Source organism: Streptomyces sp. NRRL S-337 (assembly GCF_000720175.1).
Taxonomy (GTDB): Bacteria; Actinomycetota; Actinomycetes; order Streptomycetales; family Streptomycetaceae; genus Streptomyces; species Streptomyces siderophoricus.
On record NZ_JOIX01000003.1, the window covers coordinates 107,745 to 130,935 of the forward strand.

At 74.3% G+C, this 23,191-nt stretch carries 4 protein-coding genes; 3 read left to right on the forward strand and 1 reads right to left on the reverse strand.

Annotated features, from left to right (window positions below):
- Positions 1-78: 78 nt before the first annotated feature.
- Positions 79-579, reverse strand: a complete 501-nt coding sequence (locus IG62_RS0104605) for a peptidylprolyl isomerase (protein ID WP_030797882.1) — start codon at positions 577-579, stop codon at positions 79-81.
- Positions 580-1,792: 1,213 nt separating this feature from the next.
- On the opposite strand from IG62_RS0104605, the gene IG62_RS0104610 reads away from it, so the two are divergent.
- The 3 genes from IG62_RS0104610 to IG62_RS0104620 all read left to right on the forward strand — a co-directional run bounded on the left by IG62_RS0104610 (position 1,793) and on the right by IG62_RS0104620 (position 23,183).
- The gene (locus IG62_RS0104610) at positions 1,793-3,001 is read left to right on the forward strand and encodes a cytochrome P450 (RefSeq protein WP_030797885.1); all 1,209 of its coding nucleotides are present in this window, start codon (positions 1,793-1,795) and stop codon (positions 2,999-3,001) included.
- Positions 3,002-3,063: 62 nt separating this feature from the next.
- Positions 3,064-4,413 (forward strand): serine hydrolase domain-containing protein, encoded by a 1,350-nt coding sequence (locus tag IG62_RS0104615; protein WP_030797887.1) that lies wholly within the window; start codon positions 3,064-3,066, stop codon positions 4,411-4,413.
- Between the two features lie 143 nt (positions 4,414-4,556).
- On the forward strand, positions 4,557-23,183 hold the full coding sequence (locus tag IG62_RS0104620; protein ID WP_030797889.1) for a non-ribosomal peptide synthetase: 18,627 nt from the start codon (positions 4,557-4,559) through the stop codon (positions 23,181-23,183).
- Positions 23,184-23,191: the final 8 nt, after the last annotated feature.

Sequence of the window (23,191 nt, forward strand, 5' to 3'; positions counted from 1 at the left end):
CCTGCCGGCCGTCGGGCGGGCGGGAAAGGCCGAGCGCCCCTGCGTGAGGGGCGCTCGGGCTCGGTTCCGGGGGAGGGGCTACTGGCCCACCACGCCCGACTTGGCGATGACGATGTCGGCGCTCGTGGCACCGCTGCGCGAGCCCAGGGCCTCGACCTTCTTCACGACGTCCATGCCCTCGACGACCTCGCCGAAGACGACGTGCTTGTTGTCGAGCCAGTCGGTGACGATGGTGGTGATGAAGAACTGCGAACCGTTGGTGTTCGGGCCCGCGTTGGCCATCGACAGCTGGCCGGGCTTGGTGTGCTTGATCTGGAAGTTCTCGTCCGCGAACTTCTCGCCGTAGATGCTCTTGCCGCCGGTCCCGTTGCCGGCCGTGAAGTCACCGCCCTGCAGCATGAAGGCCGGGATGACCCGGTGGAAGCTGGAGCCCTCGTAGCCGAAGCCGTGCTGGCCGGTGGCGAGCTCGCGGAAGTTCCGCGCGGTCTTGGGGACCACGTCGTCGAACAGGGTGAAGACGATCCGGCCGGCCGGCTCGCCGTCGATGGTGATGTCGAAGTACACGTCGTTGTTGCTCATGGAGGCATCTTCACATCCCGTCGCTCCAGGTCGCGCGCGGGGCCCACCCTCCGCGGCGGGCGACCCCTCCGGACGCCCTGGTGCGGCAAGCGTGCCTTGCCAGGGCATTCCGGTAATTCCGGCCGCCTGACCACTACTCCGGCGTACGCCTCCTGGCAATGCATGAAATTCGGCCATGAATAGACCGTCGAAAGTCAGACATCGTGTGCAGCCTCTCTCTGACTGGCCGGGCACTGCAGAATCTGCCCCGTGAAGGACTGTGCTCGCGTACACTTCCGGCCCGCCGGGAAGCCCGACGTGGCCGCCGGCCTGCGGCCTCGTTCGAACGGGCGGGCGATTTCCTCGTCCCATGTGCAACGGAGGTCTCCGGGGTTGGCGAGAGTTAAAGTAAATGAGGGTAAAAGTTACCCTCGGTTAGTCTTGGTGGGGGTTGCTAGCGCGTGACCGGGGGTGAGACTGTGGCCAAGTTGAACTGGCGCAAAAAGCTTCTGCAGCACGGATCGCGGAGAATGTCGAACGGTACTTGTCGGTAATACGTACGCTTCTCTCGTTCCTCCTTTCAGGTGCCGCCGGCTCGTATGCAATGGGCTGCGACGTGCTGAGGGGGGTCTCGTGCGCGTCGGTTGTCAGCAGCTCTTATGTGGGGGGTCTGTGGTAGCGAGTCGGGCCGTGGTGCATACGTCGCCGGGCGTCCTCGCGGGGACGTGGAGCGGGGAAAAGACCCCGCAGATGTCCGCATCGAATCGGATGTGTGCATCGAGGCGGAGGGGGTACACGGCGTGGCCTGGACGGTATCTCGTCGGCTGTCCGCGCCCGGACGCATATGCGGCCGTCGCGGGTGGCCAATGGCACCGCCCGACCCGCACATCCGCATAATCCCGTCGGCCACCGGGCCGGGGCGCTGACGGGCGCGTACGGTGCGCCATTCCGTCGGTGCCGCCGGTGACATCGTGAATACCGCTACCGCCGTTCCGGCTGCGGTCATTTCGGCATGGGCGGCCCCGGCGCGGAGCGCACGCATAACGACAACTCGGCAGCAGCAACAGGATCTGGAGTTGGTGACAGTGAGTTCCTCGACTTCCTCATGCCGTTCGGAAAGGTGCTTATCCGGCGGCATACCCGGCTGCCGACCGATAGGGGTGCCGCCCGCGCGCGGCGAACGTTCCTATTCCTGCCCCGCGCCCCGTTTCCATCCGGCCTTCAGGGAGAAGCGGTGACCAGTAAGCAGGTGAGCCAGGCACCCTTCGCCTTCGACACGCTCGTCGACCGGTGGAGAACGCGGCGGGCGGCCGGCCCGCTCCGTTACGACGAGGACCAGAAGCTGTGGCAGGTGGCGGACCACCGCGGGGTGACCGCCGTGCTCGCCGACCCGGCGACGTACTCCTCCGACTTCTCGGGGATGGTCCCGACCCAGGAGGACTTCGAGACCTTCCGCCGGGGCAACTTCGTCGGGATGGACCCGCCGGCGCACCGCACCCTGCGGACCCTGGTCAGCCAGGCGTTCACCCCGCGCGTGGTCGCCGGGCTGGAGCCGAGGATCGAGGCCATCACCGGGGAACTGCTGGACGCCGTGGCGGACCGCGACCGGTTCGACCTCGCGGACGCGCTGGCCTACCCGCTGCCGATCATCGTGATCGCCGAGTTGCTGGGCGTGCCGGTCAGCGACCGCGGGATGTTCCAGGACTGGGCGACCACCCTCTTCGCCGGGGACGGCATCGGCGAAGCGCTGGACATGGCCGATGTGGAGCAGGCGCTGGACTCCATCGCGCCGACCGTCCGCGAGATGAACGGCTACTTCCTGGACCACATCCGGCAGCAACGGAAGGACCCGGGCGACGGGTTGCTCGGCCGGCTGCTGGAGGCCGAGGTGAACGGCACCCGGCTGGCGGACCAGGAGATCGTCGGGTTCGTGGCCCTGCTGCTGGTGGCCGGGCACATCACCACGACCGCCCTGCTGGGGAACGCCGTGGTGAGCTTCGACCAGTACCCGGAGGCCGCCGCGCTGCTGCGGGCCGAGCCCGGTCGGCTGCCGGACGCCATCGAGGAGGTGCTGCGCTGGCTCCCGCCCTTCCCCGAACTGGGCCGCCGCACCACCCGTGATGTCGAGCTCGCCGGCCGCGCCATCCCCGCGAACTCCGTGGTGATGGCGAACCTGGCCACCGCCAACCGCGATCCCGAGCGGTTCGCCGACCCCGACGTCTTCGACGTGACGCGCAGCCCCAACCCCCACCTGACGTTCGGGCACGGCATCCACTTCTGTTTCGGTGCCCCCCTCGCCAGGCTGGAGGCCCGGATCGCGCTGCGGCAGCTGATGGATCGTTTCTCCGCTCTGGCGATCCCTTGTCGCGACGAGGTCGAGCTGCAGAATCCGGCCGTCATCGTCAGCGTGCGCCGACTGCCGGTGGAGGTGCAGCGGCGATAGCCCGCCCGGCGGGCCCGCGCGTCACCCCCTCCTTCGTCCCCGATTACGGGAGTTCCCTTCTCATGCCCTACGCCACGCCTGCTCCGGTCACCACCAGGGAGCCGACGCAGATACGACGCCTCTTACAGAAGCGTCTGGAAACCCTCGCCCGCGCCCACCAGGTGCCCGGAGCCCAACTCGCGGTGCACACGGGCGGGGTGACGTACGCGGTGCACACGGGTGTCGCGGACGTCACCACCGAGGAGGCGTTGGGCAACGGCACCGCGGTGCCGCTGGGATCCGTCACCAAGGTCTACACCGCGGCCGTGGTCATGCTGCTCGTGGCCGACGGCGATCTGTCGCTGACCGACCCCGTCGGCACCTACGTACCGGAGCTGGCGCGGTTGCCGCGGATGACCGTGCGGCAGCTGCTCAGTCACACCGCCGGCCTCCCGACCGGACCCGACTCCGACGACGCGGCGGCGCTGACCCCGGCCCGCTATCTGTCCGGCCACGCCACCGACACCGTGTGCCCGCCCGGCAGCGGCTTCTCCTACTCCAACGCCGGATATGTCGCCGCCGGACGGCTGATCGAAGAGGTGACCGGCATGTCCTGGCAGGAGGCCGTGCGGGCCTTCCTCCTCGAACCCCTGGGCACCGCCCCGGCCTTCCTCACCGGCCCCGCACCGGTCAGACCGGTGGCGCGCGGCCATTCCGCGAACGCCCTCACCGGCCGCGTCCGCCCGGTGCAGCAGACCCTGGCACCGGTGGAGGCACCGGCCGGCGCGCTGCTGGCCAGTGCGCTCGATCTGGTCGCACTGGGGCGGGCGTTGACCGGTGACGGCCCCCGTACGGTGCTCACGGAGGAGGACGCCGAGGAGATGCGCCGCCCCGTGCCCGGCGCCCACCCCGGGGTGCTCGCGGATGCCTGGGGCCTGGGTCTGGCGCTGTTCCAGGACGGCGGGCCGCAGTGGTGCGGCCACGACGGCAACGCCCAGGGCACGTCCTGCTTCCTGCGGGCCGAACCGGAGAGCGGCGATGTCGTCGCCTTCACCAGCAACGCCAACAGCGGCACCGCCCTGTGGCACGAACTGGCCGACGACCTCGACCGGATCGCCGGCGTGAGCGTCCCGCCCGCCCCCGGTCCGCGCGACGGCACCCCCGTCCGCGCACTTCCCCAGTGCGCGGGGACGTACCGCAACGGCACCGTCGACTACCGCGTCACGGCCGGCGAACGGGGCTCGCTGACCCTGTCCGTCAACGGCGACAGCCCCGCCCCGCTGGTCTGCCACCCGGACCTGAGCTGCGACCTGGTGGACCCCGCCACCGGCCGTCGGCTGCCCGGCGGACGCTTCCTGCGCGATCCGGACACCGGCGCGATCGACCGGCTCCAGATCTCCGGCCGGATGGCACGCCGCACCGATCTCGGCTGACCGCTCGCGGCCCGGCGGTTCCGCGCGCCTCCCCCCTTCGTGCGCCGAACCGCCCGTACCCCCCACCCGTCCGGGACCGCTCACCCGGACCGCTCGGCGCACCCCTGCACCATTTCCGTCCCCGCTTCGAAGGACTGACCTCCATGACGGACCAGCCCCAGAACTCCGTACCCGCGTCCGGATCAGCGCAGGACCGGACCGCTTCGCAGGTTCCCGGGGCCGACCCGGTCCGTCCGGTGCCGCGCTCCCCGCTCGGTGAGCTGTTCGCGGCGTGGGTCGCCCGTACCCCCGAGGCGCCCGCCGTGACGGACGGCCGGCGGACCTGGTCCTACCGCGAGGCCGACGCCTGGGCCAACCGCCTCGCGCACGAGCTGATCGCGCAGGGCGTGGGCCCGGAGCGCACGGTGGCGCTGGTGCTGCCGCGCTCGGTCGAACTGATCGTGGCGGAACTCGCGGTGGCCAAGGCCGGCGGTGCCTTCCTGCCGGTCGACCCGGCGTACCCCGCCGAACGCCGGGAACTGCTGCTGTCCGACGCCGCGCCGGCGGTGGTCCTCGACGACCCGGCCCGGATCCGTCGCGCGACCGGCCCGGACCACGCCCCGCAGGACACCGACCGGCTCGCCCCGCTGCGCCCCGGGCACCCGGCCTATGTCATCTACACCTCCGGCTCGACCGGCGTTCCCAAGGGTGTGGTGGTGACCCATACCGGACTGGGTGCCTTCACCGCCGCGGCGCGGGAACGATACGCCGTCGGACCGGGCGACCGGGTGCTGCAGTTCTCCTCGCCCAGCTTCGACGCCTCCGTCCTGGAGCTGTGCATCTCCCTGCTGTCGGGCGCGACTCTGGTCATCCCGCCGGACGGCCCGTGGCTGGGTGACGAACTCGCCGAGGTGCTGCGGGACCACCGGATCAGCCATGCCCTGATCCCGCCCGCGGCGCTCGGCACGCTGCCCGGCCCGGCGGACGGCAATCCGCTGCCGGACCTGCGCACCCTGATCGTGGGGGCCGAGGCATGCCCGGCCGACCTGGCCGACCGCTGGGCGGCGGGCCGCCGGCTGATCAACTCCTACGGCCCCACCGAGGCCACCGTGGTCGCCTCCTGGACCGGACCGCTGGCCGTCGGCGCCGGCACCCCGCCCATCGGCCGGCCGCTGCCCCGCACCCAGGTCCACCTGCTCGATGAGGCGATGCGGCCGGTGCCCACCGGGACCGCCGGCGAGCTGTACGTCGGCGGCGAGGGAGTGGCCCGCGGCTACCTCGGCCGCCCGGGCCTGACCGCCGCGCGCTTCGTGGCCGATCCGTACGGGCCGGCCGGCAGCAGGCTCTACCGCACCGGCGACCTGGCGCGCCGGAACCCCGACGGTGAGCTGGAGTTCCTCGGGCGGACCGACCACCAGGTCAAGATCCGCGGCTTCCGCGTCGAACTCGGCGAGATCGAGGCGGCGTTGGCGAGCCAGGAGGGGGTCGGCGAGGCCGTCGTCGTGGTGCGCGAGGACGAGCCCGGACGGCAGCGGCTGGTCGGTTACGTCACGGCCGGCGACCCGGCGAGGCCGCCGCGGCCCGGGACGCTGCGGACGGCACTCGCCCGCACCCTGCCGGCCCATATGGTCCCGTCCGCCGTCGTCGTCCTGGACGCCCTCCCGCTCACCGCGCACCACAAGGTCGACCGGCGCGCCCTGCCCGCGCCCGGCCCGCTCCACGGCACCGGCCACACCCCGCCCCGCACGCCCGCCGAGCGGACCGTCGCCGGCATCTGGTCCGGCGTCCTGGGCGTCCAACCCATCGGCGCCGACGACGACTTCTTCGCCCTCGGGGGCGACTCCGTGGTGGCCGTACGCGTGCTGTCCCGCATCCGGGACGAACGGGCCGTCCGGCTGACCGTCCGCGACCTGTTCACCGCCCGGACGGTGGCCGGGCTGGCCGCCCTCCTCGACGCGGCGGAAACCCACGACCCGTCGGGGCCGGTCACCGCGGCCCCGCGCACCGGCCCGCTGCCGCTCTCCCGCGCCCAGCAGCGCCTGTGGTTCCTCGACGACCTCACCCCGGGCGGCACCGAGTACCACACCGGCGTGGGGTTACGGCTGCACGGCCCGCTGGACGTCGGTGCGCTCGGCCGCACCCTGGACCGGCTCGCCGCCCGCCACGACGCCCTGCGCACCACCTTCACGACGGTCGACGGGCGCGTGGTGCAGCGGGTCGACGGCCCCGCATCCCTGCCGCTGCGCACCGCCGACCTGCGCACCCTGCCGGCCGCCCGGCGCCCCGAGGAGACCGAGCGCCTGCTCACCGAGGAACTGCAGCGCGCCTACGACCTGGACCGGGGACCGCTGACCCGGGCCCTGCTGATCCAGCTGGACGAGGACGAGCACCTGCTGCTCCTGGCCCAGCACCACATCGTCACCGACGGCTGGTCGGTCGGCCTCCTCGTCCGCGAACTGGCCGCGCTCTATGCCGCGGAGGCCGAGGGAACACCCGATGGACTGCCCGAACCAGCCCTGCAGTACCCGGACTTCGCGATCTGGGAGCAGGGTCGGCCGGCCCCGGAGCGGCAGGCCGACGACCTCGCGTACTGGAAACGGCAGCTGGCCGGCCTGCCGCAGCTGGACCTGCCCGCCGACCGGCCCCGGCCGCCGGTACGCACCACGGCGGGTGCCGCACACCGGCACGAGCTGCCCGCCGACCTCACCGACCGCCTGTCCCGGCTCGCCCGGGCCAAGGGCACCACCCTGTTCACCCTGTTCTCCGGCGCGGCCGCGGTGCTGTTCTCCCGCTACACCGGCCAGCGGGACATCGTCTTCGGCACCGTCACCAACGGCCGCGACCGCCGGGAACTGGAGGAGGTGGCCGGTTTCTTCGTCAACACCGTGGTGCTGCGCAGCGACGTCGACGGCAGCGCCACCGTCGACCGCTTCCTGGACACCATGCGTGCGACGCTGCTGGACGCCTTCGCCCACGACGGGGTGCCCTTCGACCGGGTCGTCGAGGAGCTCGCGCCGCCCCGCGACCCCAGCCGCACGCCGCTGGTGCAGGTCCTCGTCGTCCAGCAGACCGCCATGGTGCCTCCCGGGCGGGCCGGCGGCGTCCGGATCGACGAGCACCCACTGCCGCGCCCGGCCGCCCGCTTCGACCTGGTGCTGGAGTTCCTGCCGCGCGGCGACGGGTCGTTCGGGCTGACCGTCGAGTACAACACCGACCTGTTCGACGCCCCGACCGTGGCCCGGCTGGCCCGCCATCTGCACCTCCTGCTGGAGGGCATGGCCGACGGCCCGCACCGGACCGTCGCCGAACTGCCGCTGCTCACCGACGACGAGCGGCGCACCATGCTCGACGCCTGGAACACCCCGCAGGCGCCCGGCCGCGAGACCACGCTGCCGGCCCTCTTCGAGGAGCAGACCGCCCGTACCCCCGACCGCACCGCCGTGGTCTGCGGGGAAACCCGGCTCAGCTACGGCGAGGTGAACCGGCGCGCCAACCGGCTGGCCCGGCTGCTGGCCGGGCGCGGAGTCGGCCCCGAGTCCCTGGTGGCGCTGGCCCTGCCGCGCTCGGCCGACCTGGTCACCGTCCTGTGGGCGGTGCTCAAGGCGGGCGCCGGCTACCTCCCGGTGGACCCCGGCTACCCGGCCGACCGGATCCGCTTCATGCTCGCCGACGCCCGCCCGGCCGTGGTCCTCACCACCCGCGAGACGGCCGGCTGCCTGCCCGACGGCACCGAGGCACTCGTACTGGACGAGCCCGGCACCGCCGACGCGCTCGCCGGCCGCCCCGCGCACGACCTGACCGACGCCGAACGGGTCCGGCCGCTGGACCCCGGCCACCCCGCCTACGTCATCTACACCTCCGGCTCGACCGGCCGGCCCAAGGGCGTGCTGGTCACCCACCGCAGCGTGGCGGACCTGGCGGCCTGGGCGGGGGAGTGGTTCGGCCCGCAGCGGCTGGCGCACGTGGTGGCCTCCACCTCGCTCAACTTCGACGTATCGGTCTTCGAACTGCTCTGCCCGCTGCTCTCCGGCGGCACCATCGACGTGGTGCCCGACCTGCCGGCCCTCGCCGACGGGCCGTCCGAGGGCGCCCCGCGGCAGGCCGGGCTGATCAGCGGCGTGCCCTCGGTGCTGTCCCGGATGCTCACCCGGGACGCCGCCGTGCGGGCCGGCACCGTGGTCCTGGCCGGCGAGGCGCTGCCCGCGCAGACCGTACGGGAGATCCGCCGGACCATGCCGGCCTGCGAGATCGCCAACATCTACGGCCCGACCGAGGCCACCGTGTACGCCACGGCGTGGTTCGCCGGCGACGGCACCCCCGAGCAGGCCCCGCCGATCGGCCGCCCGGTCGCCCGGACCCGCGCCTACGTCCTCGACGCCCGGCTACGGCCCCAACCCCCGGGTGTGACGGGTGAGTTGTACCTCGGGGGCGGCGGGCTGGCCCGGGGCTACCTCCGGCGGCCCGGCCTCACCGCCGCCCGGTTCGTCGCCGACCCGTTCGCCGGGCCGGGCAGCCGGATGTACCGCACCGGCGACCTGGCGCGGTGGACCGCCGACGGCGAGCTGGAGTACCTGGGCCGGGCCGACCACCAGGTCAAGGTGCGGGGCTTCCGGATCGAGCTGGGCGAGGTCGAGGAGGCGCTGCTGGCCTGCGACGACGTCGCCGAGGCCGCTGCCACCACCCGGGAGGGCGACGGCCACAAGCGGCTGATCGGCTATGTCGTCCCGGCGCCCGGAACCGAGGCCGACCCGGACGCGATCCGCCGCGCGCTCGGCCGCCGGCTGCCCGACTACATGGTGCCCGCCGCGGTCGTCGTCCTGCCGGCGCTGCCGCTCAATCCCAACGGCAAGCTGGACCGCGACCGGCTGCCCGCCCCGGACTGGTCCGCCGAGGCCACGACCGACTACGTGGCGCCGCGCACCGCCACCGAGCGGGCGCTGGCCGCGGTCTGGGCCGAGGTGCTGCGGGTGGAACGGGTCGGCGTCGACGACAACTTCTTCACGCTGGGCGGCGACTCGATCCTCAGCATCCAGGTGGTCGCCCAGGCGCGGCAGGCCGGCCTGGCCGTGACCTCGCGCGACGTCTACCGGCACCAGACGGTCGGCGCGCTCGCCCAGTGCCTGGACGCCGCCGACCGCCCCGCCGAGCGCGCCCGTGCCGACGAGGCCGCCACCGGCGACGCCCCGCTCACCCCGATCCAGCACTGGCTCTTCGAGAGCGACGCCGAGCGGGCCGGCCACTTCGGGCAGACGCTGTCCGTCGAACTCCCCGACGACTACGACCCGTTGGCGCTGGAGCAGGCCCTGCGGGACGTGGTCGCCCACCACGACGCGCTCCGTTCGCGCTTCGACCGCGACCACGACGGCCGCCGGCGGCAGCACATCGACGCCGAGCCGCCCCACCTCGTCCTGCACCGGCACACCGGGCCGGACGACGACGCACCCCACCTCGGCCCGTTCGACCTCGCCCGGGGCCCGCTGCTGCGCGCCGTCCTGCACGACCAGGCGGACCACCGCCCCGCCGTCCTCCACCTGACCGTTCACCACCTGGTCGTCGACGGCGTCTCCTGGCGGCTGCTGCTGGCGGACCTGGACCGCGCCTACCGGGCCCGCCGCAAGGGCGAACCGGCCGCCCTGCCGCCGAAGTCCACCCCGCTGCGTCACTGGGCACGACGGCTGACCGCATACGCGCACTCCGGCGGCTTCGACGACGAGGCCGGCTACTGGGCGGACCTGGCCGCCGGCTGCGACCCCACGCTGCCGACCGACCTCGACGGTCCCAACACCTATGCCTCGGCCCGCTCGGTGACCGTCCGCCTCACCCCGAAGACCACCGCCGTCCTGCTGCACACCCTCCCCGCCGCCTATCGGACCCAGGTCAACGACGTGCTGCTGAGCGCGCTGGGCCGGACGCTGCACGACTGGACCGGCCGCGACCGGACCCCGGTGGACCTGGAGGGCCACGGCCGCGAGGAGCTCTTCGAGGACGTCGACCTCAGCCGTACGGTCGGCTGGTTCACCACCCGCTACCCGGTCGCCCTGACCGTGGCGCCGGACGCGGACTGGGGCACCGTGCTCAAGTCCGTCAAGGAACAGTTGCGCGCGGTGCCCCGCCGCGGCCTCGGCCACGGCGTCCACCGCCATCTGCGCGGCATCACGGCCGGCCTGTCCGACGCGCCGGCCGCCGGCCTCAGCTTCAACTACCTGGGGCAGTTCGGCCTGCCCGGCGGCGAGGACGGCCTCTACCGCGGCCTGCACCGTGGACTGTCACTGGACGCCGACCCGGCCGCGGCACGGCCGCACGCACTGGAAGTCGTCGGCCAACTCGACGGCGACGCCCTGGAGTTCACCTGGTTCTACTCGGCGAACCTGCACCACGAGGAGACCGTCGCCCACCTCGCCGCGCGGTTCGCCGGCGCGCTGGAGGAGATCGCCCGGCACGGCGCCCGGCCCGGGGCGGGCGGACGCACCCCGTCCGACTTCCCGCTGGCCGACCTCGACCAGCCCACCGTGGACCGGCTGGTGGGACACGGCGGGACCGTCGAGGACATCCACCCGCTCACCCCCACCCAGGCCGGCATGCTCTTCCACCGGCTGTCCCAGGACGACCAGAGCGTCTACCACCAGCAGCTCACCTTCGTGCTCGACGGCGTGCCCGACCCGCAGGCGCTGGCCGCGGCCTGGCAGCGGGTGACCGACCGGACCACGGTGCTGCGCGGCCACGTCGTCTGGCACGACGTGTCCGAGCCGCTGTTCGTCGTCGCACGCCGCGCCGAGGTGCCGGTCACCCACCTGGACTGGCGCGGCCTCACCGACGAAGAACGGCAGCAGCGGCTCCGGGACCTCACGGACCAGGACCGGCGGCGCGGCATCGACCTGGACACCGCCCCGCTGCAACGCCTGACCCTGGCCCGGCTGTCCGCCACCGAAGTGCAGGTCGTATGGGCCTTCCACCACCTGATACTCGACGGCTGGAGCCTGTTCCAGGTGCTGTCCGACGTCTTCCGCTGCCACGCGCTGCTGCGCGATCCGGCCGCCGGCGACGACGGCACCGCCACGGACACCGGCCTGCCGGTCCGCCGGCCGTTCCGCGACTACGTCGCCTGGCTGCGCGACCGCGACCGGACCGAGGCCGAACGGCACTGGCGGGACCGCCTCGCCGGGCTCGGCGAACCCACCGCGCTGCCCTACGACCGCGAACCCACCGAGACCCACCGCGCGGAGTCCTCCGCGGCGGTACGGGTCACCCTGCCGGCCGCCACCTCCCGCCGCCTGGACGACCTGGCCCGCAGTGCCGGCCTGACCGTCAACACCCTCGTCCAGGGCGCCTGGGCGCTGCTGCTGGCCCGCCAGACCGGCCGGCCGGACGTCGTCTTCGGCACCACCGTCTCCGGCCGGCCGCCCGAGCTGCCCGGCGTCGAGGCGATGAACGGCCTGTTCATCGCGACCGTACCGACCCGGCTGACGATCCCCGCCGACGGCACCGTGCGGGACTGGCTGCGCCGGGTGCAGGAGATCCAGACCGACGACCGGCGCTTCGACCACGTACCGCTCGCCCGGCTCAAGGCGCTCACCGAACTCCCCGAGCAGGTCCGGCTGTTCGACAGCATCGTGGTGTTCGAGAACTATCCCGTGGGCGACGACCTCGCCGCCGCGCACGGCCTGCGGCTGACCGGACTCGACGGCATCGAGACCACCAACTACCCCCTCAGCCTCGTCGCCTACCCCGGCCCCGAGATGGCCCTGCGGCTGGGCTACGACCCGGAGCTGTTCGACGCCGCCACGGTCGAGCGGATGGCCGAGTACCTCACCGTGCTGCTGGCGGAGATGGCCGCCGACGCCGAACGCCCGCCCGCGCGGCTGCCGGTCCTCGGCGCCACCCGCCGCCGGCAGGTGCTGGAGGAGTGGAACGACACCGCCACCGCGCTCCCCGAGGACACCGTCGCCGGGCTGTTCGCCGCCCAGGTCCGGCGCACCCCCGACGCCCCCGCCCTGGACACCGGCGACGAGATCCTGAGCTACCGCGAACTCGACGCACGAGCCGGGGAGTTGGCCCAGCGGATGCTCGCCCTCGGGGTCCGCCCCGAGCGTCCCGTCGCCGTCCTCATGGACCGCTCGGCCGCGCTGGTCGTCGCCCAGCTGGCGCTCGCCCGGACCGGCGGTGTTTACGTGCCGTTGGACGGCCGCGCGCCCGAGCAGCGGCTGCGGCAGGTGCTGGCGGAGAGCACCGCGGACCTGGTCCTCACCGACACCGCCTGGCAGGACACCGCCGCGGCGGTGGCACCCGGCGGGCGCACCCTGCTGGTGACCGACGAGGCGGCCGACCCCGCACCGGCCGGCCTGCCCGCACCCGCGGTCCACCCGGACCATGTGCTCCAGCTGATGTTCACCTCCGGGTCCACCGGGCGGCCCAAGGGCGTCGCGGTGCGCCACCGGGACGTCGTGGCACTCGCCGCGGACCGTGCGTTCGCCGGACACGACCGGGTCCTGCTGCACTCCCCGCAGGCCTTCGACGCCGCCACCTACGAGCTGTGGGTGCCGCTGCTGCGCGGCGGGCGGGTCGTCCTGGCACCGCCCGCGGACGTGGACGCCACCACGGTCCGCCGGGCGATCACCGAACAGGGCGTGACCTGCCTCTGGCTGACCGCCGGGCTGTTCCGGCTGCTGGCCCAGGAGGACCCCGGCTGCCTGCGCGGCGCGCGGGAGGCGTGGACCGGGGGAGAGGCCGTACCGGGCGGGGCCGTGCGCCGCGTCCTCACCGCCTGCCCCGACCTCACCGTGGTCGACGGCTACGGCCCCACCGAGACCACGACCTTCGCCACCCGGCGGGTCTTCCGGGCCGGCGACCCGCTGCCCGCCACCCTCCCCATCGGACGCCCGCTGGACAACACCCGGGTCTACGTCCTCGACGGCGCCCTGCAGCCCCAGCCGCCGGGCATCCCGGGCGAGCTGTACATCGCCGGGGCCGGACTCGCCCGCGGCTACCACGGCCGGCCCGGCGCCACCGCGGAACGCTATCTCGCCGACCCCTTCGGCCCGCCCGGCAGCCGGATGTACCGCACCGGCGACCTGGTGCGCTGGAGCCCGGACGGCGAACTGCACTTCGTGGGACGGGCCGACGACCAGATCAAGATCCGCGGCTTCCGCGTCGAACCGGCCGAGATCGCCGACCGGCTCATCCGCCACGAAGCCGTCGCCGAGGCCGTGGTGGCCGTCCCCGCGGACGGCGGACGCAAGCGGCTGGTCGCCTACCTCGTGCCCGCCGCGGGCGCGAGCCTGCCACCGGCGGACGAACTGCGCGCCTCGCTCGCCGCCGAACTGCCCGACTACATGGTCCCGGCCGCGTTCGTCACCCTGGACGCACTGCCGCTCACCGCCAACGGCAAGGTCGACCACCGCCGGCTGCCGACCCCTGCCTGGTCCACGGCCGGTGCTGGGGACCACGTGGCGCCCCGCACCGGGACCGAGCGGATCCTCGCCGGGATCTGGCGCACCCTGCTGGGCGTGGAACGGGTCGGTGTCCACGACAACTTCTTCACCCTGGGCGGCGACTCGATCCTCAGCATCCAGGTCGTCTCACGCGCCCGGAAGGCGGGCCTGACCCTCACGCCCCGGGACGTGTTCCGGCACCCGACCGTCGCGGCCCTGGCGGCCGCCACCGGTTCCGCCGCGCCCGTCACCGGCACCGGCCCGGTCGAGGGGGACGTCGGCCTCACCCCCATCCAGCACTGGTTCCTCGACGCCGACCCGCAGCGCCCCGGGTACTTCAACCAGTCCGTCGTCATCGACCTGGCCGAGGACCCCGACCCGCGGGCGCTGGAGCAGGCGCTGCACGCGCTGTGGCGCCGGCACGACGCGCTGCGGGCCCGCTTCGACCGGCGGGCGGACGGCACCTGGCACCAGTACTGCCCCGGCCCGGACGCGCCCGAGCCGCAGCTGCTACGGATCCACCACCTGACCGGGCACACCGCCGAGGAGTGCACCGCCGAGGCCGACGCGGTCATGGCCGAAGCCGACGGCGGCTTCCGGCTCGCGGACGGCCCGCTGCTCGCCGCCCGGCTCTTCGCCGGCGGACAACTCAGCTCGCCACAACTGTTCCTGACGGTGCATCACCTCGTGGTCGACGGCGTCTCCTGGCGGGTCCTGCTGGAGGACCTGGAGACCGCGTACCGCCAGGCACGCACCGGCGAGCCGGTCCGCCTGCCCGCCCGTACCACCTCCGTACAGGAATGGGCCCGGCGGCTGCGGGCCCACACCGAAGCCGGCGGATTCAGCGGCGAGAGGGCCCACTGGGACGCCGTGGCCGAGCACTGCGCGGCCCCGCTGCCGGTCGACGCCGACGGCGGCAACACCGTCGCCGACCTGCGCTCGGTCACCGTCCGCCTGGACCCGCGGGACACCGCCGACCTGCTGCACATGGTGCCCGGCGCCTACCGCACGCAGATCAACGACGTCCTGCTCACCGCACTCGGCCGGGTGCTGGCCGACTGGACCGGCCGCCGCACCGTCGCCATCGGCCTGGAGGGCCACGGCCGCGAGGACCACCTCTTCGACGGCGTCGACCTGTCCCGCACGGTCGGCTGGTTCACCAGCCTGTTCCCGGTCGCCCTCGACGTGCCGGCCGGCGGCTGGGCCGAGGCGCTCAAGGCGGTCAAGGAGCAACTGCGCGCCGTACCCGGCCGGGGACTCGGCCACGGCGCGCTGCGCCACCTCGCACCGACCGCCGGGGGCGCCGCCGCGCCCTTGCCCCCGATCAGCTTCAACTACCTGGGCCGGTTCGACTGGTCCGCCGACGGCGGCGGGCTGATCCGCGCGGTACGCGGCGGACTCGGCGGCGCCGCCGCACCCGAGTCCGTACGGCCGCACCAGCTCGACGTCGTGGGCCGGGTCGAGGACGGCAGCCTGGAACTCACCTGGCACTACAGCCGCGGGGTGCACCGCGAGGAGACGGTCACCGCCCTGGCCGAGGGCATGCGCACCGCACTGACGGAGCTCATCGCGCACTGCGCCCAACCGGGCGCCGGCGGCCGCACCCCCTCCGACTTCCCGCTGGCCCGCCTCGACCAGGCGGCCGTGGACCGGGTCGTGGCGGACGGACGTACCGTGGAGGACGTCTACCCGCTGACCCCGATGCAGGCCGGCATGCTCTTCCACGGCCTGATGGACCCGTCCTCCGACGCCTACTTCAACCAGGTCCAGCTGCTGCTGACCGGCGTCACCGACCCCGCGGCGCTGGCCACCGCCTGGCAGCACACCGCCGACGCCAACCCCATGCTCCGCACCCGACTGGTGTGGCAGGAGACCCCCGAACCGCTGCAGATCGTCCAGACCCGCGCCACCGTCCCCGTCACCCACCACGACTGGACCGGCCGGAGCGCCGAGCGGTGCGAGGAAGCCCTGACCGCCCTGCTCGCCGAGGACCGGGCGGCCGGCCTCGACCTCACCACCGCACCCCTGATGCGGCTGACGCTCATCAGGCTCTCCGCCGACCAGGTCCGCCTCGTGTGGACCTTCCACCACATCCTGCTCGACGGCTGGAGCGCGGCCCAGGTCGTCGACGAGGTCTTCGAGCGGTACGCCGCACTCACCGCCGGCCGCCACCCCGAAGTCCCCTCGCGGGCACCGTTCGCCGGGTACCTGCGCTGGCTGGCGGAGCAGGACGGCACCCACGCCGAGCAGTACTGGCGCCGCACCCTGGCCGGCTTCACCGCGCCCACCGAACTGCCCCGCGACCGCACGCGGTTGGAGGCCCACCGCAGCGCGTCCTCGGACACCGTTCACCTCACGCTGGACGCGGCGGCCTCCGCACGGCTGCGGGAGACCGCGCAGCGGGCCGGCCTCACCATGAACACCGTGCTCCAGGGCGCCTGGGGCCTGCTGCTCGGCCGCTACGGCAACACCGACGACGTGGTCTTCGGCAGCACGGTCTCCGGCCGGCCCGCCGACCTGCCCGGCGTGGAATCCATGGTCGGCGTGTTCATCAACACCCTGCCGACCCGGGTGCGGATCGATGCCGACCGCCCGCTGCTGGACTGGCTGCGCGAGGTGCAGAACGCCCAGTCGGAGTCCCGCCGGCACGACTTCGTCTCCCTGGCCCAACTGCAGAACTGGAGCGAACTCCCCGGCGGTGTCGGCCTGTTCGACAGCATCGTGGTCTTCGAGAACTACCCGTTCGACCGCGACGCCCTCGCCCGGCACGGCCTGCGCGTGGCCCAGCAAAGCGAGCTGGAGCCGACCAGCTATCCGCTCAGCGTGGTCGTCGCCCCCGGCGAGCGCCTCACCATCGCCCTGGACTACGACCCGGCCGCTTTCGACGCCGCCACCGTCGAGCGGCTCGGCGGCTGCCTGCGCGTGCTGCTCACCGAGATGGCCGCCGACCCGGAGCGTCGGCTCGCGGACCTGCCGCTGCTCACCGCGGAGGAGAGCGAGCGCCTCCTCGACCGGTCCGGCACCCCGGCCGCCGCGACGCCGCAGCGGGTACTGCCGGAGGTCTTCGCGGAACAGGCGGCCCGCACCCCCGACGCCCCGGCCGTACTGGCCGGGACCGAACGCCTCACCTACCGGGAACTCAACGCCCGGGCCAACCGGTTGGCCCGGCTGCTGATCGCCGCGGGCGCCGGCCCGGAACGGTTCGTCGCCCTCGCCCTGCCGCGCACCGCCGACCTGCCCGTGGCCCTGCTGGCCGTCCTCAAGAGCGGCGCCGGCTACCTGCCGGTCGACCCGGCGTACCCGGCCGAGCGGATCTCCTTCCTCTTCGACGACGTCCGCCCGGACATCCTCCTGACCACCACCGACCTCGCCGCCCGCCTGCCCGACGGGCCCACCGTCCGCCTCGCCCTGGACGATCCGGCGCTGGCCGGCCGCCTCGCGGAGCAGTCCGCCGCCGACCCCGGCCGCGCCGAGCTGCCCGGCACCCTGCTGCCCGCCCACCCCGCCTACGTCATCCACACCTCGGGCTCCACCGGCCGCCCCAAGGGCGTCGTCGTCACCCACGGGTCGGTGGTGGCACTGGCCGACTGGGCGGCCACCGCGTTCGGCAGCCGGGGCCTGTCCCACGTCGTCGCCTCGACCTCGCTCAACTTCGACGTCTCGGTCTTCGAGCTGCTCTGCCCGCTGCTCTGCGGCGGCTGCATCGACCTCGTACCGGACCTGCTGGCGCTGGCCGAACGAACCGAGCCCTGGACCGCGAGCCTGCTCAGCGCCGTACCCTCCGCCCTCGGCCGGCTGCTCGCCGAAGACACCGTCCACGTCACCGCGGACACCGTGGTCCTCGCCGGCGAAGGGCTCGCCGCCCGCACCGTCCGCGACGTCCGTGCGGCCGTCCCCGGCTGCACGGTCGCCAACATCTACGGCCCCACCGAGGCCACCGTCTACGCCACCGCCTGGACCTGCGACCCCGCGGACCCGGACCGCACCCCGCCCATCGGCAGTCCGGTCGGCGGCGCCCGCGCCTACGTCCTCGACGCCCGGCTGCGACCGGTACCCGTCGGCGTACCCGGCGAGCTCTACCTCGCCGGAACCGGCGTGGCCCGCGGCTACTTCGCCCGGCCCGGCCTGACCGCCCGCCGGTTCCTCCCGGACCCGTACGGCCCCGCGGGCGCGCGGATGTACCGCACCGGCGACCTCGTACGCCGGGACGCCGACGGCCAGTTGGTGTACCTGGGACGGACCGACGACCAGGTCAAGGTGCGCGGCTTCCGGATCGAACTCGGCGAGGTCGAGGCCGCGCTGACCCGTCACCCCGATGTGGCCGAGGCCGCCGCCCGGGTCGTCGAGACCGACGGCCACAAGCGCCTGATCGGCTACGCCGTCGGCCGGGGCGGGACCCGCCCGGACCCCGTCGCGGTTCGCGCCTTCCTCGCCGCGCGCCTGCCCGATCACCTCGTCCCCGCGGTCGTCGTCCCCCTGGACCGGCTGCCGCTGGGCACCACCGGCAAGCTCGACCGGCGCGCCCTGCCCGCCCCCGACTGGACCGCCCCCACCGGCGGCCAGGTGGCCCCCCGCACCGACACCGAACGGACCCTGGCCGCCATCTGGGCCCAGGTGCTGGGCGTGGAGACGGTCGGCGTGGAGGACAACTACTTCACCCTCGGCGGCGACTCGATCCTCAGCATCCAGATCGTCTCCGCGGCCCGCCGCGCCGGCCTCGACCTGGCACCCCGGCACCTGTTCGTCCACCAGACCGTCGCCGCCCTGGCCGCTGCCGTCGGGCAACTGCCGGCCCCGGCGACCCCCGCGGACCGGGGCCCGGTGGTGGGCGAGGTGCCGCTCACCCCCGTCCAGCACTGGCTGTTCGAGACCCTGCCGGACACCGCGGCGCACTTCACCCAGTCGCTCTCCTACGAACTCGCCCCCGACACCGACGAGGACGCGCTGCGCACCGCCCTGGCCGCGGTGCTGGAACACCACGACGCGCTGCGCTCCCGGTACGAACCGGCCGCCGACGGCCGGTGGCGGCAGCACACCGAAGCCCCCGGCGCGGCGCCCGCACTGGAGGTCCGCGACCTGCCCGGCCGGGACCCGAAGGACCGGGCCGCGACGCTGCGCGCCCTGTCCGGTGAGCTCTGCGCGGGCTTCGACCTGGCCCACGGGCCGCTGCTGAAGACCGTGCTGTGCCGTCCGGCCGACGACGAGGAGGCCCGCCCGGTGCTGCTGCTGGCCGCCCACCACCTGGTCGTGGACGCGGTGTCCTGGCGCATCCTGCTGGAGGACCTCGACACCGCCTACCGCGCGGTGCGCGCCGGGGGACGGGCCGGGCTCGGGCCCCGGACGACCTCCTTCCGCGACTGGGCGCAGCGGCTCCGGGACCACACCGCGGCCGGCGGCTTCGACGACGAACTCCCGTACTGGACAAGGGCGCACGCGCCCGCCGCCCTGCCCACCGACCGCACCGGCCGCAACACCGCCGCCTCCGAGGACACCGTGACCGTCCGCCTGGAGGCCGAGGAGACCCGCCGGCTGCTCCAGGACGTACCCGACGCCTACCGGACCCGGATCAACGACGTCCTGCTGTGCGCCCTGGGCCGCGTACTGGCCCGCTGGACCGGACACGACCGGGTGCTGGTCGGGCTGGAGGGCCACGGCCGTGAGGAGATCTTCGACGACGTCGACCTGTCCCGCACCGTCGGCTGGTTCACCACCATGTTCCCGGTCGCGCTGGACGTGCCGCCCGGGGCCGGGCTCGCCACCGCCCTGAAGTCGGTGAAGGAGGGCCTGCGCGCGCTGCCCCGGCACGGCCTCGGCCACGGCGCCCTCCGACACCTGCGAGGCTCCTCGGCCCCAGGCCTCCCGGACGCCCCGCAGATCGGCTTCAACTACCTCGGCCAGCAGGACTGGCACGCCTCCGCCGGCGACGGCCTGCTGCACGCGCCGTACGGTCCGCTGGAGGGCGGCATGGACCCGACGGCCGAACGGCCCCAGCTGATCGACGTGGTCGGCCGGGTCGCGGACAAACGGCTGGAGTTCACCTGGTCGTACTCGACCGAGCGGCACCTGCGGTCCACCGTGGCCCGGCTGGCCGAGGAGATGGCCGCCGAGCTGCGGGACATCGTCCGGCACTGCGCCGAACCGGGCACCGGCGGCCGCACGCCCTCCGACTTCCCGCTGGCCCGCCTCGACCAGAGCACCGTCGACCGGCTGGTCGGCAACGGCCGGGACATCACCGACCTCTACCCGCTGACCCCCACCCAGACCGGCATGGTCTTCCACGGCCTCGACGCCCCCGAGGAGGGCCTCTACGTCGAACAGGCCACCTTCGTCGTGGACGGCGTACGCGACCCGCGGCGGCTGGCCGCGGCCTGGCAACACGTCGTCGACCGCACCCCCGTCCTGCGCACCGCGGTGCTGCTGCACGAGACGCCCGCCCCGCTGCAGGCCGTGCACCGCGCCGTCACCCTGCCGGTGACCGAGCTGGACTGGAGCGAGCTGCCACCGGTCGAGCGGGCGGCCGCGCTGGAACGGCTGCTCGCCGAGGACCGGGCCCGCGGCATGGCCCTGGACCGGGCGCCGCTGCTGCGGCTCACCCTCATCCGGCTCGCCCCGGCCGAGGTACGGGTCGTGTGGACCTTCCACCACGTCCTGCTCGACGGCTGGAGCGTCTTCCAGGTGCTCGCCGACGTGTTCGCCTGCCACGCCGCGCTCACCGCCGGCACCGAGCCCCGGCTGCCGGACCGCAGACCGTTCGCGGACCACGTCGCCTGGCTCGCCGCCCAGGACCCGGCCCCCGCCGAGGCGCACTGGCGCCGGGCGCTGGCCGGGCTCACCGCCCCCACCCCGCTGCCCTACGACCGGCGCCCGGCCCCCGGCGCCGCCACCCGCTCCGGCACCTGGCTCTCACTCCACCTCGACGAGGAACACACCGCGGCCCTCCAGGACTTCGCCCGGCGCCACCACCTCACCCTCAACACCGTCGTCCAGGGCGCCTGGGGCCTGCTGCTCTCCCGCTGGAGCGGGGAACGGGACGTCTGCTTCGGCTCGACGGTCTCCGGCCGGCCCGCCGGCCTGCCCGGCGCCGACGCCATCCCGGGCCTGTTCATCACCACCCTGCCGGTACGCCTCGACGTCACCGGCGACACGCCGCCGGAACAGTGGCTGCGCGGCGTTCAGGCCGCACAGGCCGACGCCCGCGGATATGAACACGTCGCGCTGTCGGACCTGCACGACTGGAGCGAACTCGCCCCCGGAACGCCGTTGTTCGACAGCCTGGTGGTCTTCGAGAACTACCCGATCACCACCACGGCCGCCACCGCGCACGGCCTCCAGGTGCGCGATCTGCACGCGCTGGAGGCCACCAACTACCCGCTGACCGTCGTGGTCTCGCCCGGTGACCGACTGACCGTCGAACTCGGCTACGACCCGCGGTACTTCGAGGAGACCACCGCCGGGTCCCTGGCCGGACAGCTCGTGCACACCCTCGGCGCGCTCGCGGAGCCCGGGGCGGCGACCTCCCTGGACGGGATCGACGTGCTGCCGCCGGAGGAGCGGGCCCGGCTGACCGGACGGTCCCACGGCGAGGCGGTACCGCCGGCCACCCTGGCCGCGCTGGTCGAGGCCGCGGTGGACCGGTGGCCGGACCGACCCGCCGTGGAGGAGCCCGAACTGCGGCTCACCTACGCCGAGTTGGAGAGCCGTGCCAACCGGCTCGCGCACCGCCTGATCGCCCGCGGCACCGGCCCCGGCGACCTCGTCGCCCTGGTGCTGCCCCGCTCGGCCGACATGGTCGTCGCCCAACTGGCCACCGCCAAGGCGGGCGCCGCCTACCTGCCCGTCGACCCCGGCTACCCGGACGAGCGGATCGCCCTGATGCTGCGCGACGCGGCACCCGCCGTCACCCTGCGGGCCACGGATGTCCAAGGCCTCCTGGCGGCCGGCCCGGACGGCATCCCGTCCCACCGTCCCACCGACCACGACCGGACCCGCCCGCTCGACCTCGACGACCCGGCCTACGTCATCTACACCTCCGGCTCCACCGGCACCCCCAAGGGCGTCGTCGTCACCCACCGCGGACTGGCCGGCTTCGCCGCCGCCGAGGCCGACCACTACCAGGTCCGGCCCGGGGACCGGGTACTGGCCTTCGCCACGCCCAGCTTCGACGCCTCCGTGCTGGAGCTGTGCACGGCCCTGCCGTCCGGCGCCTGCCTGGTGGTACCGCCGCCCGGCCCGCTGCTCGGCGCGCAACTCGCCGACGTACTACGGACCGCCCGCATCACCCACACCCTGCTGCCGCCCGCCGCGCTCGCCACCGTGCCGCCGGACACCCCCGGCACCCTGCCGGACCTGCGCACCCTGATCGTCGGCGCGGACACCTGCGGCGCCGAACTGGCCGCCCGCTGGGCCCCGCACCACCGGATGATCAACTCCTACGGGCCCACCGAGACCACCGTCGTCGCCACCTGGTCCGATCCGCTGCGGGCCGACGGCGGCACGCCCCCGATCGGCCGCCCGCTGCCCGCCACCGGCGTCTACGTCCTCGACGCCCGGCTCCGGCCGGTCGCCGACGGCGTCCCCGGGGAACTGTGGATCAGCGGTCCCTCCCTGGCCCGCGGCTACCTGGGCCGCCCCGGCCTGACCGCCGCACGCTTCCTCGCCGACCCCTACGGCCCGCCGGGCACCCGCATGTACCGCACCGGCGACCTGGTGCGGCGCGACGCCCACGGCGACCTGCACCACCTCGGCCGCACCGACCACCAGATCAAACTGCGCGGCCACCGCATCGAGGCGGGCGAGGTCGAGGCCGCGCTCGCCCGCCACCCCGGAGTCCGCGACGCCGTGGTGACCCTACGGGAGGACGAGCCCGGCCAGCCGCGGCTGGTGGCCCATCTGCTCGCCGCCCCCGGGGCCGAGACCCCCACCGGGCCGGAACTACGGGCGTTCGCCGCGCGTACGCTGCCCGCCCACATGGTCCCCGCAGCCTTCGCCGTCCTGGAGCGCTTCCCGCACACCGAGAACGGCAAGACCGACCGCGCCGCCCTGCCCGCGCCGGAACCGGAGCCCGAAGGGCCCGCCGAGCACACCGCCCCGCGCACCCCCACCGAGGAGGTCCTCGCGGAGATCTGGGCCCAGATCCTGGAAACGGCCGTGGGCGTCGAGGACGACTTCTTCGCCCTCGGCGGCGACTCCCTGCGCAGCCTGCACATCGCCGCCCGCGCCAACGAGACCTTCGGCGTGGCCCTGACCCCCCGGGACGTTCTGGCCTCCCGCACCGTCGCCGCCCTCGCGGAGCTGGTGGAGGAGCACGTCCTGCGCGAACTCGAAGACGCCGCACGCGGCGACCACGACCCCGACGAACGGTGAGGACCGAC